The following is a 15572-nucleotide window of genomic DNA, read 5'->3' on the forward strand; positions in this document are numbered from 1 at the left end:
CTTTTGAAGCTTAACGTTTATCAGAGTTGATTGGAGCGAAGGGTGGCGACTCCTGCGGGAACGCACAAAACGTAAGACGCAACAATCCGCGCGTAGCGAGGGGTGCGGCTTACGGTGTGCCCACGGAAAGCGTCCACCTGTAGCGGAAATCAACGGCAGTATTTATTTCTATAAAAGACATCGTGAAGTAACTCGATGCCTTCTATTTTTGTATTCTTTTGAAGCTTAACGTTTATCAGAGTTGATTGGAGCGAAGGGTGGCGACTCCTGCGGGAACGCACAAAACGTAAGACGCAACAATCCGCGCGTAGCGGGGGTGCGGCTTACGGTGTGCCCGCGGAAAGCGTCCACCTGTAGCGGAAATCAACGCCAGTATTGATATCCATAAGAAAAGCCATCTCAAATGAGACAGCTTCTAAATTATTTTAAATTCCTTTGTAAAAATGCTTTCGTCCGTTCATGCTGTGGATTAGTAAAGAATTCTTCTGGATGATTTGCTTCGATAATGTCGCCACCATCCATAAAGACAACTTTGTTTGCGACTTCACGTGCAAAGCCCATTTCGTGCGTCACAACAATCATTGTCATATGTTCTTCTGCTAAATCCTTCATTACTTTTAATACTTCTCCTGTCAGTTCTGGATCAAGTGCAGAAGTCGGCTCATCAAATAATAAAATTTGTGGATTCATCATAAGCGCTCGCGCAATGGCAACACGTTGCTTTTGCCCACCAGATAAATTCGCTGGGTACGCATTCGCTTTGTCAGCAAGCCCGATTTTTTGCAGTAAATCTTGGCAGCGACGTGCAATGGCATCTGATGACTCCGTTTTTAGTAAGCCTGGTGCTATTTCAAGGTTTTGCTGTACTGTTAAATGTGGGAATAGGTTAAAATGCTGAAATACCATGCCCATTTTCGCTGTCATTTTTTTAATATCTTGTTGCTTGGCATATACACCGTCTTGTACTAAGTAGTCACCATCAACACAAATGCTTCCCCCATTAATTTCTTCTAAATGAATTAAACTTCGTAGCATTGTGCTTTTACCAGATCCAGAAGGACCAATAACAGCCACAACATCGTTCTTTTCTATATTAAAGGTGATCGTCTTTAACACCTCTAACTCGCCAAAGGATTTCTTCAAATTCGATACTTCAAGCAGTGCCATCTGTGTCACCTCTATTCAAATTTAAAACGTTTTTCTAGCCACTTAAAGAATACCGTTAAGACAAGCGTCATCACTAAATAAATCGCGCCAGCAATAAAGAATGGCACAATCGTAAAGTCACGGTTTACAGCTGTTTGTGCAAAATGCAGCAATTCTGGTACAGCTACAGCGTAAAGAAGTGCCGTATCTTTAATTAATGTGACCGATTCATTCGATAAAGCAGGTAATGCTACACGAAACATTTGTGGCAAAATAATGCGTGTCGTTGTTTGCCATTTTGACAAGCCTAATACTTGTGCCGCTTCGTATTGGCCTTTATCTATTGCTAATAAGCCACCTCGGAATATTTCTGCAAAGTACGCAGCGTAATTTAAAATAAAGCCAAGACAGGCAGCAACAAAGCGATCAAGTACCATATATTCACCAATCACTGGCACCATCGGTAAACCGAAGCAAATTAATAATAACTGTAGTAACAGCGGTGTACCGCGCATGACATAAATATACGTATGAGCAAACCAAGACAATGGTTTAATACGACTTTTCACAGCTAATGTAAGCAAGAACCCAAATGGAATCGATACAAGAATGGCTATAATGAACAGCAGCACCGTCATTTTTGCGCCATCAAGCATCGGCAAAATCATTGTTTGCCAGTAATCCGCCATAACTATTTTCCCTCCAAAAAGATAAGAGTTTCACGAGGAAACTCTTGCCGACTGATAACATTCAATTATCTATTACGAATAGCTGGATTACGACCAGTAAGCACAGGTGGCAATCCAGCTCGTCAGTACATGAGACATTTACTCTATTTCAATACCTTATCTTCACCAAACCACTTTGTAGAAATTTCTGCAGCTGTGCCATCTTCATTCATTTTATCTAAAGCGGCTTGTAGCTTTTCTAATAATGCTTCGTTTCCTGGTTTGACACCAATTCCATATTGCTCAGGTGCTAATGATTCATCTAATAGTTTGAATGTTTCAGGCTCTTGCGTCATGTAGTATTCCGCTACAACTGCATCAATAATGACAGCATCTAAACGGCCTGTTTTTAAATCTGTTAAAGCTAACACATTATCTGCAAACTCTGTGACGTTTTTCACTTCTTTGTGAATTGGGTTTGCATTTAATGCCTCTGCAGCCGAAGATTGCGCTTGAAGACCGACTTCTTTTCCTGCTAAATCGCTTAGTGCTTTAATAGAAGATTTTTTTAATGTCATTACTGCTTGCGCATTTTCTAAATAAGGCTTTGTAAATAACACCTTTTCTTTACGCTCGTCAGTAATTGTATAACCATTCCATATTAAATCGATGCGACCACTAATTAACTCAGCCTCTTTCGTTTTCCAATCGATTGGTTGGAATTCAGCTTCCACTCCCATATGTTCAGCAGCAGCACGTGCTAAGTCAATATCAAAGCCAACGATTTCGTTTTTATCATCACGGAATCCTAATGGTGCAAACTTATCATCAATTCCGATTATAACTTTTTCTGTTGATTTATCTGAATCCTTCGAGCCATCAGCTGAACTCGATTTTTCACCAGAAGTACCACAAGCTGCTAAAGCTAGTACCGCTGTAAGCATGCAAAGTATTGTGAAAATGCGCTTCATTATTTAATATCCCCTAACATTTTATATTAATTAATAGAAATAATAGTTTCGCTTTCTCTTGCTAAACTACTAACGTGTTAAAGAATATCAAAATGGCGCATTGTTGTCAATATCTTAATTGAATTATTAGAATACTTTACTAGAATTATTCAAGCCCTATATGAGCGTTAACGGCAAGCGCTCATTAAAAACAGCCCAACCAGAAAGCTCCGGCTGAACTGTATTCAAAGTAGATTCTTATTTATGCTGTTGTTTTAACCATTCAATTGCCACATTTGCATGTAAGGCAGCACCATATTTAAAAATGTCCTCATTTTGACGCATACGAGGGTTGTGCACAGGTGCCTCGCCTTCTTTTCCTGTTCCTAGCACCACAAATGCAGAAGGTACTTCTTGCGAGATGTAAGAAAAGTCTTCTGAACCACCGAGATATCCGTTATCCACCACATTTTCGGCTCCTACTACATTTTCTAAAAATGGCGTAATAGCTTCAATAAATTCTGGATTGTTATATGTTGTTGGCGTATGGAATTCGATTGTATGATATTCTCCACGCCATGCTTTTACAGTATGGTCTATCATCTCTGGGATGCGTTTACATAAATGGTCTCGTGTTTGTTGATCATAGCTTCTCATATTTCCTTGTAAAACAGCTTTGTCTGGAATAATATTTGTCGCCGTACCACCAGCCATAGCACCTACTGAAAATGTAACACTATGATTTGGATCAGCTTCACGTGTCATTAATAGGTTTAAACTTGTATACAGTTGATTCATAATCATATTCGAATCAATTGTTTTATGGGGCTGTGAGCTATGTCCACCATTTCCTTGAATATTGACGATATACGTATCCATTGCTTGTGTTAACGTGCCTTTATGGACAGATAATGTGCCTGCTTGTTGATCTGGCATAATGTGAATACCAAATGCGGCATCTACTTTTGGATTTTGCAGCAAACCATCATCAATCATTAGTTTTGAGCCATACCCCCACTCTTCCCCAGGTTGGAACAATAATTTAACCGTCCCCTGTAACTCCGCTTCATAGTCCTTCAAAATTTGTGCTGCGCCTAAAAGCATTGCAACATGTGAGTCATGACCACAAGCATGCATTACACCTGGATTTTTGGATGTAAATTCACATTCAACTTCTTCTTGAATTGGTAATGCATCCATATCTGCGCGAAGAAGAATACATGGAGCCCCCTGTCCAATTGTCGCAACTACACCCGTACATTGATCTTGTGAACCAAATCCTGCTATTGCATATTTTTCTTTAATTTCAGGTGGTACTACCCCACATTGCTTATGGGCTATACCCATTTCGTCTAAGCGTTGTTGGATATACTTTTGTGTGTTCGGTAGTTCAAATCCGATTTCTGGATACTGATGCAAATAGCGACGATCTTTTATAATTTGTTCTTCATATTTCTTAGAATGTTCTAAAATATTCATCATGTAGAAATCCCCTTTATCGTTTAATCGTTGTGTAGAACTTCAAAGTTTTGAATGAACTAATCTATTAGAATGGACCTAACCCCATGTAATGCGCGATTAATATTAAGACAAATGCCGCAAAATGTAGTATAATGAATAGTTTCATTGAGAATTTAACCCAGGCAGAATAGCTAACATTCGACATGCCAAGCGCTGCCATTAGCCCACCAGAAGTCGGCCATAAATAATTCGTAAAGCCATCACCGAATTGATACACTACAACCATTACTTGTTGATTAATCCCTAATATTTTCCCTAAAGGTCCCATAATGGGCATTAAAATAATTGCCTTACCGCTTCCCGAAACAACGAAGAAGTTAAAGAAAATAACAACGATAAATAGTACTAATAAAGTAATAATCGTTCCCGTATTGTTTAATATATTCGATAATGAATGTACCGCTGTATCAATTATTTGTGCTTGCGTCATTAAAATCATGACCGAACGAGCAAACCCGATTGCAAGCCCTGTAGGTAAAAGTCTAGCTGCGCCAACACCAAACGTTTCAGCGGCCTCACTAGGCTTAAGTTTTAAAATGATTACTAATAAGACAGCGTAAATAGCATAAACAGCAGAAAGTTCAGGCATCCCCCATCCTAGTTTAATAGCACCGAATGCACTACCAACTAAAACGACAACTAAACCTAATAATGCCAACTTTCTTGACAATGTAAATTCTTCTTCTTCGTACTCAGCTGTTTTTGTATGCTCAATTTCTTCTAAATATTCAGCAGCAACAATACTTTTACTTGGATCTGCTTTTGTTTTATTCGCATAACGCACAATGTAAATCATCGAAATAATAATAAAGACGATTAAAGCAACGATACGGAATACTAGTCCAGAATAGATAGGTAAGCCAACAATCGTTTGACTTACACCTGTCGTATAGAAATTTACAACTCCAGCTGTAAAACCAATAGCTAAACCAACTGTCGGGATAGCGAAAGCTGTGATGCGGTCATATCCCAATCCCATTACGACTGCCATCGCAAGCGGAATGAATGGAATACCCCCTTCCCCGAATCCAATTGTTCCTAATACGGAGAACAGTACGAGCAATGAGATGATAATTAGTTTTTCTTTTCCTGCTGCGACGCTTAATAATTTATGGATACCTGCTGCAATCGCACCAGACTTTTCAAGAATAAATAGCGCTCCACTTGCAAATAGCAACATCACAATGATATCTGCTGATTGCACAACCCCGTTATGTAAAGCTGTGAAAAAATCCATGAATCCTATCGGCTTTGCTTGCTCCACATATGAAAAATTGTCAGTGTTTAGTTCGGTAATACCCGTATCTGGATTTACTATCCGTTCATACTCCCCACTCGGAACAATCCACGATAGTAACACAACTAGTAGCATTACTAGCATAAACATTATGTAAACATGTGGAAAATTAATGCCTTTTTGTTTTTCCTTTGCTGACATAAAAAATCCTCCAAATCTCTCTTACTCGTTTATTTAATTAATGCTTTAAATAGATTCACACCTGATTCAATCAATTCGTCACGGAAATCATACTCATGTGTATGAACATGCGGGTAATCTTCTCCATTACCAATGAAGCAGTAAGCTCCCTTTGTTAGCTTTGTAAAATGGCCAAAATCTTCGGATCCACGAAAAGCTTCATCTAGTTCAAGTAATGTCATTCCTTCAGATTTCGCAACGGCACGTATTTTGTCTGCACTTTCTTTATGATTGAACGTTTCAGGGAATTCATCATTATAATCAAAACTTACTTGCAAACCGTATTGTTGTGCTTGATCTTTTGCAAAATTTTCAAGATTTTCTTGTAGTCTATTCAGCTCATCTTCATAAAGGGCACGTATTGTTAAACGAAGATCACCTGTCGATGCAGCAATTCCAAAAGCGTGTTCACCTACATCGATTTGTACAACTGTACAAAGAACAAGTCCATTATTTAATTTAGGGGAAATAAATTTAGGAATTGCATTCACAATATTTGCAATGGCAAACGCTGGATTGATGCCCTTTTCTGGCTGACTAGCATGTGTAGGTGAACCTTTCATATGAATGGTCATTCCTTTTGATGCACATAAAGCTGTACCATCAATAATTCCTACAGTTTTGTAAGGAAGACCACTCATATTATGGTAGGCGAAAATTTCATCGATATTGTGTTCCTTAATGAAATCAACACATTGAATGGCCCCATCCCCTGTTTCTTCCGCTGGTTGGAAGAGGAAATAGATATTTTTGTCTGCACCTAGTTGATCGACTTCAAGTGCAAATGCCGCTAATGTCGCTGCATGTCCATCATGACCGCATTTATGTGCTTTTCCTGGGAATTGAGAAGCCCATGGAAGATCAATCACTTCATCCATTGGCAATGCATCATAATCAGCACGAAAAGCAATATTTTGCTTAGCTGATTCTGCATGATAAATGGCATAAAACCAATTTCCTTTATCAACAATCACTAACTTTGTATACGTTTTCAAAAACTCAATTAAGTGCTGTTTTGTCCATACTTCTTCATTAGAAAGTTCGGGATGTTGATGTAATTCGTGACGCAATTGTTTAGCTAAATCAAAATTTTTACTGTTCACTGTTTATATCCTCCTAAAAAGCTGATTTTTTTAATTTTCACCCTAATCTCTTGTTCTAAAATTTCAAGGGTAAACTGAATCATTCATTTCTGTATATTGTATATTGTATATTATATTTAAATTTTTTCAACAAAAAAATAATTCTGTTTATTTAAAAACAGAATTACTTTTCGTGTTTAAGCGAGCAAAATAGCACCTAAAGTGGTATAAGCTCTGCTTTATCAATATTCCAATGTACTTCTTTCATGTATCTCTCTAATTCAACTATCTCGCCTTTTTTAAATAGTTCCACCATTTTTCGATGTTCATTGTTTGTTTGAGACAGTCGTTTTTTTGTAATTTCTGGCTCATCAGCATGATGAAAGTTTTTCAAAAACTTCTTTTCTAATTGTAATAGCAGGTTTACAAGACTTTTGTTTGGGCAAACCGATAAATACACGCCATGAAAAGCTTCCTGCATTTTATGATACATAGAGAAATTGCCAGTATTAATGGCCAAATCAATACTTTGAATATAAAATTCCATTTCATTCATATGTTTCTCAGTTAAAAAAGGTGCCGCTAAAGCAGCAGCCAAGCCATCCAATGCCCCAATAATAAAATATGTTTCTTTGGCTTCTTCCGTCGTAAGGTTTTTAATTACAAATCCTTTTCTTGGCACATTTTCTAATAGCCCTTCGGAAGAAAGTTGTATTAACGCCTCTCTAACCGGTGTCCTACTGACATTTAGGCTTTCGCTAATAGCACTTTCATTTACCTTTTTTCCAGCAATCAGATTTCCATTATTAATTTGATCTACGATATAATTATAAACATGGTCTTTTAGCGATAAATAATTATTCATAAAGTAACCTCAATTTTAAATTTTTTAACAATCCTTTTTATCTACTATACACTTTTTTCTAGTATCTTAGCCAGAGCCATTGCCAAATTACAATTCATTAGAAGTAATAATATAAAACATTAATCTAACATCTCTGACAGTTAAGTTCATTGTACATACTAACCTAAATAAAAAAGCGTTTATCCCTCTTTGGAATAACGCCCTAAGTAAGTTTAACTATGGTTTATATGGTTTGAACTCAATGGATTCTGCTTGGTTCATTTTATCCTTGAATATATAGGTGATATGATTTATGCCCCCCGATATCTCCCTAACATAATTTCATCATAATATTTATCTAATTGCGGTAAACCCAACTCTTCAGCAACCTTAAGCTCAGCTTCTCTATCATAATCTACTCTAATAAATTGAATGGCATTATTTGATTGTGTTCCATCTAGAATTGCATATGACGCTGAAGTTAAGTCAAGTGAATTTCCGACGCTCCCAACGTTACACAAAATACCATTTGTATATGTATGTAAAAAAGTTGTATGAATATCGCCGTAGAATACTATATCAGGAAGTTTATTGAAATGGATTGAATTTGTTATTTCATTATTCTCAAACATCGATAAACGTTTTTCAATTGGATGACTATCCAAAATACGTTCAAATTCACTTCTTGGAGAGGCATGGAAAAACCTTATTAGTTGTCCGTTTAATTCCAAATCGATATGAAATGGTAACGAATTTAAATACTCAAAATCTTTTTCTGTTAATCGATCTTTGTACCACTGGATAAACTCATTATCCGTAGGTGATTGAATAAAGACATCCCAATTGCCTCGAACTACTCGCTCGCAATTTTTTTGGATGAGTTCTATACATTCAGATCCTTGAGGTCCTTTACCGATTATATCTCCTAAACAAAAAATTCTTTCAATCTTTCTTAATCGAATATCTTTTAAAACAGCTTCCAAAGCCGTTTTATTCCCATGGATACCTGAAATGATTGCAATCTTAGTCACAAAGGCTCCTCCTCACAAATCCCATATATTCTCTATTGATTATTCGACAAAATCACTTTTTATTCCTTTAATAGCTAAATGCAAAAAAGACGTACATTATTCTGATGCGCTTGTTAATCGCTCCCTTTTTGTACGTCCATCAACCCTATTATAAAATCATATAAAAAGTGCAATAATGCAAATACTCATCAATCGTTTTTAACACAAACTAAAGCGTCCCCTTAAATTTCTCTGGTTTTTTTACATAGCTTTCAATGATATACCCACAATCAGTACAAAGAATATATTCAACCTCTGAGCCAAAACTCATCTTATTCGTTGGGTGCATCACGGCATATCCATGATGTTTGCCCTTCCCTAATTCTGCTCCACCGCATTTCGGGCATTCCGTTATTGCATTAGATTGATTCATTGGAAACCTCCTCATTAGATATATGTATGTATCACTTTCAAAGGATTGCATAATATATTTACGGCCGAGCAGGCATTTGGTTTCATGTTCGACTTAATAGACTTCAACCTGTTTATCAAAAATTGTGTCTTAAAATGAAACCCTTCTATCCTATGGTTTTCCGATTACCGGAAATAAAGCTAATATATCTTCAAACTCTTAAACACTGTGATTAGAACAAGTTTTGGTTTACTTAAAGCGTTATACAAAAAACACTACTTTTAAATTTTATTAAAATTCAAGAACAAATTGTTAATTGTACTATTAGCTAGTCTAATAAAATGATGCACATTATATTAGATATGATAGACAGAATCGCTAATTCATGTTGGTTCTGTTTTCTTTTTTTGTATGTAAAAAAGAGATATTAAAATATTAAAACCTTCTTAAAGTTGTTTTTTCCCATTCTTATGAGTGTATACATGATAGTTGATATTCAGTTTACATTTCATATGTATAGTTTAATATGTAATACTAACTGTATGGAGGCATTTTATATGTTTAAAATATTGATTGTTGAAGATGATACAAATACTCGAAAGCTAATGTGCGCAGTATTAAAGCAGAATGGTTTTGAAGCATACGGTGCAGAAGACGCTTTCGTAGCTCTTAAATTAATGGATAAGCAACACGTTGATTTAGTAGTAGTTGATTTAATGATGCCAAATATGGACGGTTATGAACTAACACGTCTACTCAGACTTTCATGGGAACATTTACCTATATTAATGGTTACAGCTAAGCAGGAGCCAGAAGATAAAAGAAAAGGGTTCCTTGTAGGAACAGATGATTATATGACAAAGCCAATAGACGAACAGGAAATGATACTTCGTATCAAGGCACTTCTCCGCAGATCAAAGATTGCTAGTGAACATCGACTATCAGTCGGACAAGTCGTTCTCGATTATGATGCCCTTACCGTCTCCCGTGAAGATATGACTATAACCCTGCCACAAAAAGAGTTTAACCTTTTATTTAAGTTACTTTCATATCCAAACATGATTTTTACACGTTTACAGCTCATGGATGAGATATGGGGGGTAGAATCTCAAACCGATGACAGAACACTCAATGTTCATGTTAATCGCTTACGAGACAAATTTCGTGAATGGCCAGAGATTGAAATTCTTACTGTACGTGGCCTTGGTTATAAGGCTGTGAAAAAAGCATGAAAGAATTTGTGAAAAAGCGTCTGAGCCTTACTATTACTTTGGTACTCTTTGTGTTCGGAGTTTTGATGACAACATTTCTGGTGGCCGGTGGGATTACCATACTACTACAGTACATGGACATTATATCTTCTTCTAGCCAAACTGCTCAAAATAAAAGGCAAAACCCCGAATTTCACGTACTTCCGCTAATTTACTTTTTGGGTTTTTGCATTTTACTCGGAACAGCATTTACTGCATTTCTTAGTAAAAAAGCGCTAAACCCGATCCGTAAAGTAATAGATGCCATTCATAAAGTGGCCAGTGGTGACTTTAATGTTAAGGTAGATATAAAGGGCATTGGGGAATTGGAAGAACTGTCTCAGAGCTTTAATAAAATGACTCAAGAGCTTTCAAGTATTGAAACTTTGAGAAGTGATTTTGTTAACAATTTTTCTCATGAATTTAAAACACCTATTGTATCTCTGCGCGGGTTTGCAAAGCTTCTCAAGGAAAATAATCTTAGTGAGGAAGATAGACAGGAGTATCTTGATATAATCATTAAGGAATCAGAACGTTTAGCTGATCTTTCCACCAGTATTCTCACTCTCTCCAAGTATGAAAATCTTGGAATTATTACTGATAAAGCCACATTCAGGATGGATGAACAGATAAGAAGGACAATCGTTTTAATGGAACCTAAATGGTCTGCTAAAGAGCTTACAGTAAATGTAGAGTTAGATCATGTAATTTATATTGGAAATGAAGACTTGACACAGCAAATTTGGTATAACCTCTTAGAAAACGCTATTAAATTTTCTGAACGGGGTGGACTAATAAATATTAGTCTTACAAAAATAAATAGCAGTATTCTATTTGTAATTCAAGATAACGGCCCTGGCATGGATAAGCTGACAAAAGCTCATATTTTTGATAAATTTTATCAAGGTGATACATCTCATTCCAAAGCTGGTAGTGGCTTAGGTCTTTCGATTGTAAAACGTATAGTGGAACTATGCGATGGGGATGTTCATGTTCAAAGTGAAATAGAAAATGGCAGTACATTTTTCGTTACCTTAAAATAACGTAAAGCCCAAATTCTCATTTATAAAGAATTTGGGCTTTTAACGTATTATTCACTTCTTAAAGCTGTCACTGGGTCTTTTTTGGCTGCCATTTTAGAAGGTAAAAGTCCACCAACCAGTGTCAAAACAATACTTAATGCAATGAGAGTAACAGCATGTAACGGATTTAAATGTGCTACTTTATCAAAATCAGTTAGATGATAAATAATCTTATTTATCGGGATTGTCAATAAATAAGTAATTCCTACACCAATGATGCCAGAAGCAGCACCAATAATAAATGTTTCGGCATTAAATAATCTGGTGATATCTTTTGTTCTTGCCCCAAGCGCACGCAAAATACCTATTTCCTTTGTTCTTTCTAGAACTGAAACATAGACAATAATTCCGATCATAATCATCGAAACAACTAGCGAAATAGAAGCAAATGCGATCAATACGTAACTAATCATATTCACGATTGAACCGAGCATACTTGTCATCATGCTAGCCATATCAGTGTATTCTATTTTCTTATCCTCATTGACTTTGTCATTCCATTTATCCAAATAAGACTTTATTGAATCTTTCGCATCCAAATTCATAGGATAAATGGAAATAGATGTAGGAATAGAGGATGCGCCAAGCATACTTAACATATTATCTTTAGTTATTTGATTTGGTCCTGTTTCTTCACTTAACAATTCACCCGTTAAGACATTATAATCGACTGATTCCTGTACTTTAACGATTTCAGAAGCTTGGGCATTCGCAATAAAGTCTTGTGCTAATTGATCTGAATAGGCAATACCACTAGGTAATTTAGAAACAGTTGCATCCTCTTTTAATCGAATAACACCAGAAATTTTCAAGGTTTTTCCTTTTTCGTTATTATAAATATTTGACAAGTCTGATGGGTTTCCATTTACTACAAAGGTATCTCCTGATTTTATATAATACAGGTCGTTGGGAAGTAACTTATATTCAGTACCAATCACGTCTTTTAGTGCTATTTCTTTTCTATTGAACCCTAGTTCTTTTAAGGCCGTTTCTTCTATACGGTTATATTCATCTACTACTAATAATAAGTCTGTTTCCTTTGAAGGGAACGAACCTTCTAACAAATCAAAATTCTTTTCTAGATAGGCAGTTGAATCAGAATTATGATCTGACACTGGATATGTTGTAAACATTAAATTATTCATATTTAACTTCGTTGCTACATTATCTTGTTTTTTTAGAATAGGTAATGAAACAGATCTTGTTGTGGAGATTCCATTTATATATTTCTCATCAATTTTATTCACATAATTAATATATTCAGAAGATAGTATATTCTCATGTCTTTTTTGCTCTACAGTTACTTCCTTTGAATTATATGCCATTATTGATTCATTGTTTGAATATGCTTTGATTTCCTCACTGTCTACTACAACTGGCTGTGTTGGAATTGTGTTCACCACACCATTACTTACTGTAATTGGAAAACCCGACAACATTTCAGATTCATATTCTGAAATTTTTTCACTGAAACCATTGGAAAGTGCAAGTACTAGGGCCACTCCTATAATTCCCACACTAGAAGCAAATGCAGTTAACCCTGTACGCCATTTCTTTGTAATCACATTTCTACCGGAGCTTTTTAAAGCAGTCAAAAAACTCATGCTTGTCTTTTTTAATTGGTAATCACTCGAACCTTCTACCTCTCGATAAGGATGCGAGTCATTCTTTATTTGACCATCTGAGAATTGAATAATACGATTGGAATACTCTTCAGCTAATTCAGGATTATGCGTAACCATAATAACCAATTTTTCTTTTGCTATTTCCTTAATCAATTCCATAATTTGAACACTAGTTTCAGTATCCAATGCTCCTGTTGGTTCATCAGCTAAGATTATTTCGGGATTATTCACGAGAGCTCTTGCAATTGCAACACGTTGCATTTGACCACCAGATAATTGATTGGGCTTTTTGTAAAGATGATTTTCCAGCCCCACCTTAATTAATACCTCTTTAGCTCTATTGCGTCGCTCTGCGGAGTTAACACCGCTTAAAGTCATCCCCATTTCAACATTATCCATGACTGATAAATGAGAAATAAGATTATAGTTTTGAAAAATAAAACCAACAGTATTATTTCGATAAGCATCCCAATCTTCTGCTTTAAAAGAAGTACTTGAACGGCCATTTATTTTCAAGTCACCAGAAGTGTATCGGTCTAAACCTCCAATTATATTTAAACAAGTTGTTTTTCCCGATCCGCTAGGACCTAAAATAGAAACAAATTCACTTTTGCGAAATGCAATATTTACTTCTTCTAAAGAAACTTGTTCAAAGCTTTCTGTTTTATAAACTTTTCGTATATTCACTAACTCTAACAAATTTCATTCCTCCTTCTTCTCTTACTGTAAAGGAGAAATATAAACTGAAAATAAACTATTATAATTAAAAACTATCCCTATTAAAGAAACCTTGCTCATACTATATGCGCTACTGCGTTTTACTTACTTCGCCATATTTATAACTGCGTTAGCTTCTCTATCTAATATTATTATTTTAAAATATAAAAACAGTAGACAAGCGCTACAATCATTACGGTTTAAATTATGTATACAATATTAACTTCGCACTAAAATTACATAAAAAATTCAATAAACTCCAATATTCTATCGCTCATTTTATTTATATCAAAAAAATATAACAATAGCTTCTCACGAATTTCAATTAAAAGAAGTATTATAGATACATGTTTGTGTCCATTTTGTTAAAGATGTATTTTATATATTGCTTTAAAGATACTTTAGGAATATAGTAAATCACGAAAGGACGTGTTCAGCATGTTAGATCAACACACAATTAACGTTATTAAATCAACAGTACCAGTATTAGAGGTGCACGGCATAGCCATTACAAAAACATTCTATAGCAACTTATTTAAGGATAATCCATCATTATTAAATATTTTTAATCACACAAACCAAACTCAAGGTCGCCAACAAGGCGCTTTAGCAAATACAGTTTATGCAGCGGCTCAGCATATCGATAACTTAGAACCAATCGTTCCTGTAGTCGTACAAATTGCACATAAACACGTTAGTCTTGGGGTTTTACCTGAGCATTATCCGATTGTAGGTCAATACCTGCTTGCAGCAATTAAAGAAGTGTTAGGTGATGCGGCGACTGACGAAATCATCGAAGCATGGAGTAAAGCTTATGGTGTAATTGCAGATATTTTTATTTCAGTAGAAGAAGATTTATATAAAGCTGCTGAGCAAAATAATGGGTGGCGTGCATTTAAACAGTTCAAAATTGCTCGCACTGTAAAAGAAAGCGATGATGTTACATCATTCTACTTACAGCCAACAGACGGCTCAAAAGTACCAGCTTATAAACCAGGACAATATGTTTCTATTCGAGTAACTGCTTCAGGAGAAGAATATTTATTAAATCGTCAATATACTTTATCTCAACCAAGTAATGAACAAGAATTCCGTATTTCTGTGAAACGTGAAAGTCAGCACAATCCTAAAGGAAAAGTATCAAACTTTTTACACGATGCTACACTGGGCACAACAATTGACGTTAGTGCGCCAGCAGGTGTCTTCACATATGAACCAACAAATGCACCAGTACTATTCATTAGTGGTGGGATTGGCGTAACACCTTTAAATGCGATGTTACAAACAATTCAAAATAAAGAAAACGTTACATTCATTCAATGTGCACGTAATGAAAATGTTCTTGCTTTCCATGAAGACATTCAAAATAAAATGAACGCATTAAACGGCCCAACTGGTTTAAGCAAGCTGTTCAGTGTATTCAAAAAAGACAGTAATGCACATCATAAAGTGTTATACTCTGAAAAAAATGAGTACATTAACGCTAACGTATTACGCCCTCTTTTAACAAAAGATACACAAGTGTATATTTGCGGACCAACTCCATTTATGGAAGCTGCTATTAATGCTTTACATGAATGCAATATCGTTGACGGTCAAATTCATTACGAATTCTTCGGTCCTGCGCTCCAATTAAATACAAAATAAAAAAAAGAACTAGCTTTGCGATGCGCATGGCTAGTTTTTTGATGCTTAAGTCTTACTCTCATTGAAAATCACTTCAATATTATATTAAATGTATCCTTAATGTTATTTTGTTGACATAGAACTGTAATATAAGCGTGTTAA

At 35.7% G+C, this 15572-nt stretch carries 13 protein-coding genes; 3 read left to right on the forward strand and 10 right to left on the reverse strand.

The genetic code is table 11. The annotated features are described in order from the left end of the window. Window positions 1–420 precede the first annotated feature (420 nt). The 9 genes from ACIP9G_RS07315 to ACIP9G_RS07355 form a co-directional block, all read right to left on the reverse strand. Window positions 421–1167, reverse strand: coding sequence for an amino acid ABC transporter ATP-binding protein (locus ACIP9G_RS07315; protein ID WP_340824950.1), 747 nt, complete (start codon window positions 1165–1167; stop codon window positions 421–423). Between the two features lie 11 nt (window positions 1168–1178). Next, window positions 1179–1835, reverse strand: a complete 657-nt coding sequence (locus tag ACIP9G_RS07320) for an amino acid ABC transporter permease (protein ID WP_340824951.1) — start codon at window positions 1833–1835, stop codon at window positions 1179–1181. Window positions 1836–1978: 143 nt separating this feature from the next. Further along, window positions 1979–2785, reverse strand: a complete 807-nt coding sequence (locus ACIP9G_RS07325) for an amino acid ABC transporter substrate-binding protein (protein WP_340824952.1) — start codon at window positions 2783–2785, stop codon at window positions 1979–1981. Between the two features lie 237 nt (window positions 2786–3022). Continuing rightward, window positions 3023–4246 carry a M20 metallopeptidase family protein gene (locus tag ACIP9G_RS07330; RefSeq protein WP_340824954.1) on the reverse strand — a complete coding sequence of 408 codons (1224 nt, stop codon included), beginning with the start codon at window positions 4244–4246 and terminating at the stop codon, window positions 3023–3025. A 64-nt stretch (window positions 4247–4310) separates the two neighbouring features. Next, a complete protein-coding gene (locus tag ACIP9G_RS07335; protein WP_401018564.1) occupies window positions 4311–5723 on the reverse strand; it encodes a YfcC family protein in 1413 nt (470 codons plus the stop codon). 29 nt (window positions 5724–5752) lie between these two features. Then, window positions 5753–6865, reverse strand: a complete 1113-nt coding sequence (locus ACIP9G_RS07340) for a M20 metallopeptidase family protein (protein WP_340824958.1) — start codon at window positions 6863–6865, stop codon at window positions 5753–5755. Window positions 6866–7061: 196 nt separating this feature from the next. Beyond that, window positions 7062–7709: a GntR family transcriptional regulator gene (locus tag ACIP9G_RS07345; RefSeq protein WP_340824960.1), complete on the reverse strand. Its 648-nt coding sequence runs from the start codon at window positions 7707–7709 to the stop codon at window positions 7062–7064. A 290-nt stretch (window positions 7710–7999) separates the two neighbouring features. Then, window positions 8000–8719 carry a metallophosphoesterase family protein gene (locus ACIP9G_RS07350; protein WP_401018565.1) on the reverse strand — a complete coding sequence of 240 codons (720 nt, stop codon included), beginning with the start codon at window positions 8717–8719 and terminating at the stop codon, window positions 8000–8002. Window positions 8720–8927: 208 nt separating this feature from the next. Beyond that, window positions 8928–9131 (reverse strand): transcription initiation factor TFIIIB, encoded by a 204-nt coding sequence (locus tag ACIP9G_RS07355; protein ID WP_340824964.1) that lies wholly within the window; start codon window positions 9129–9131, stop codon window positions 8928–8930. A 536-nt stretch (window positions 9132–9667) separates the two neighbouring features. Between ACIP9G_RS07355 and ACIP9G_RS07360 the strand changes: the two genes are divergently transcribed. Both ACIP9G_RS07360 and ACIP9G_RS07365 read left to right on the forward strand, forming a co-directional pair. Then, on the forward strand, window positions 9668–10342 hold the full coding sequence (locus tag ACIP9G_RS07360; protein WP_401018567.1) for a response regulator transcription factor: 675 nt from the start codon (window positions 9668–9670) through the stop codon (window positions 10340–10342). Next, on the forward strand, window positions 10339–11403 hold the full coding sequence (locus tag ACIP9G_RS07365) for a sensor histidine kinase (protein ID WP_401018568.1): 1065 nt from the start codon (window positions 10339–10341) through the stop codon (window positions 11401–11403). The genes ACIP9G_RS07360 and ACIP9G_RS07365 overlap by 4 nt, the downstream gene beginning before the upstream one ends. 47 nt (window positions 11404–11450) lie before the next feature. On the opposite strand, the gene ACIP9G_RS07370 is transcribed toward ACIP9G_RS07365, so the two are convergent. Beyond that, window positions 11451–13766: an ABC transporter ATP-binding protein/permease gene (locus ACIP9G_RS07370; protein ID WP_401018570.1), complete on the reverse strand. Its 2316-nt coding sequence runs from the start codon at window positions 13764–13766 to the stop codon at window positions 11451–11453. Between the two features lie 456 nt (window positions 13767–14222). Between ACIP9G_RS07370 and hmpA the strand changes: the two genes are divergently transcribed. Continuing rightward, on the forward strand, window positions 14223–15431 hold the full coding sequence (gene hmpA, locus ACIP9G_RS07375) for an NO-inducible flavohemoprotein (protein ID WP_340824966.1): 1209 nt from the start codon (window positions 14223–14225) through the stop codon (window positions 15429–15431). Window positions 15432–15572 lie beyond the last annotated feature (141 nt).

The sequence above is a fragment of the Lysinibacillus sp. NPDC093197 genome, assembly GCF_044754025.1.
Lineage (GTDB): Bacteria > Bacillota > Bacilli > Bacillales_A > Planococcaceae > Lysinibacillus.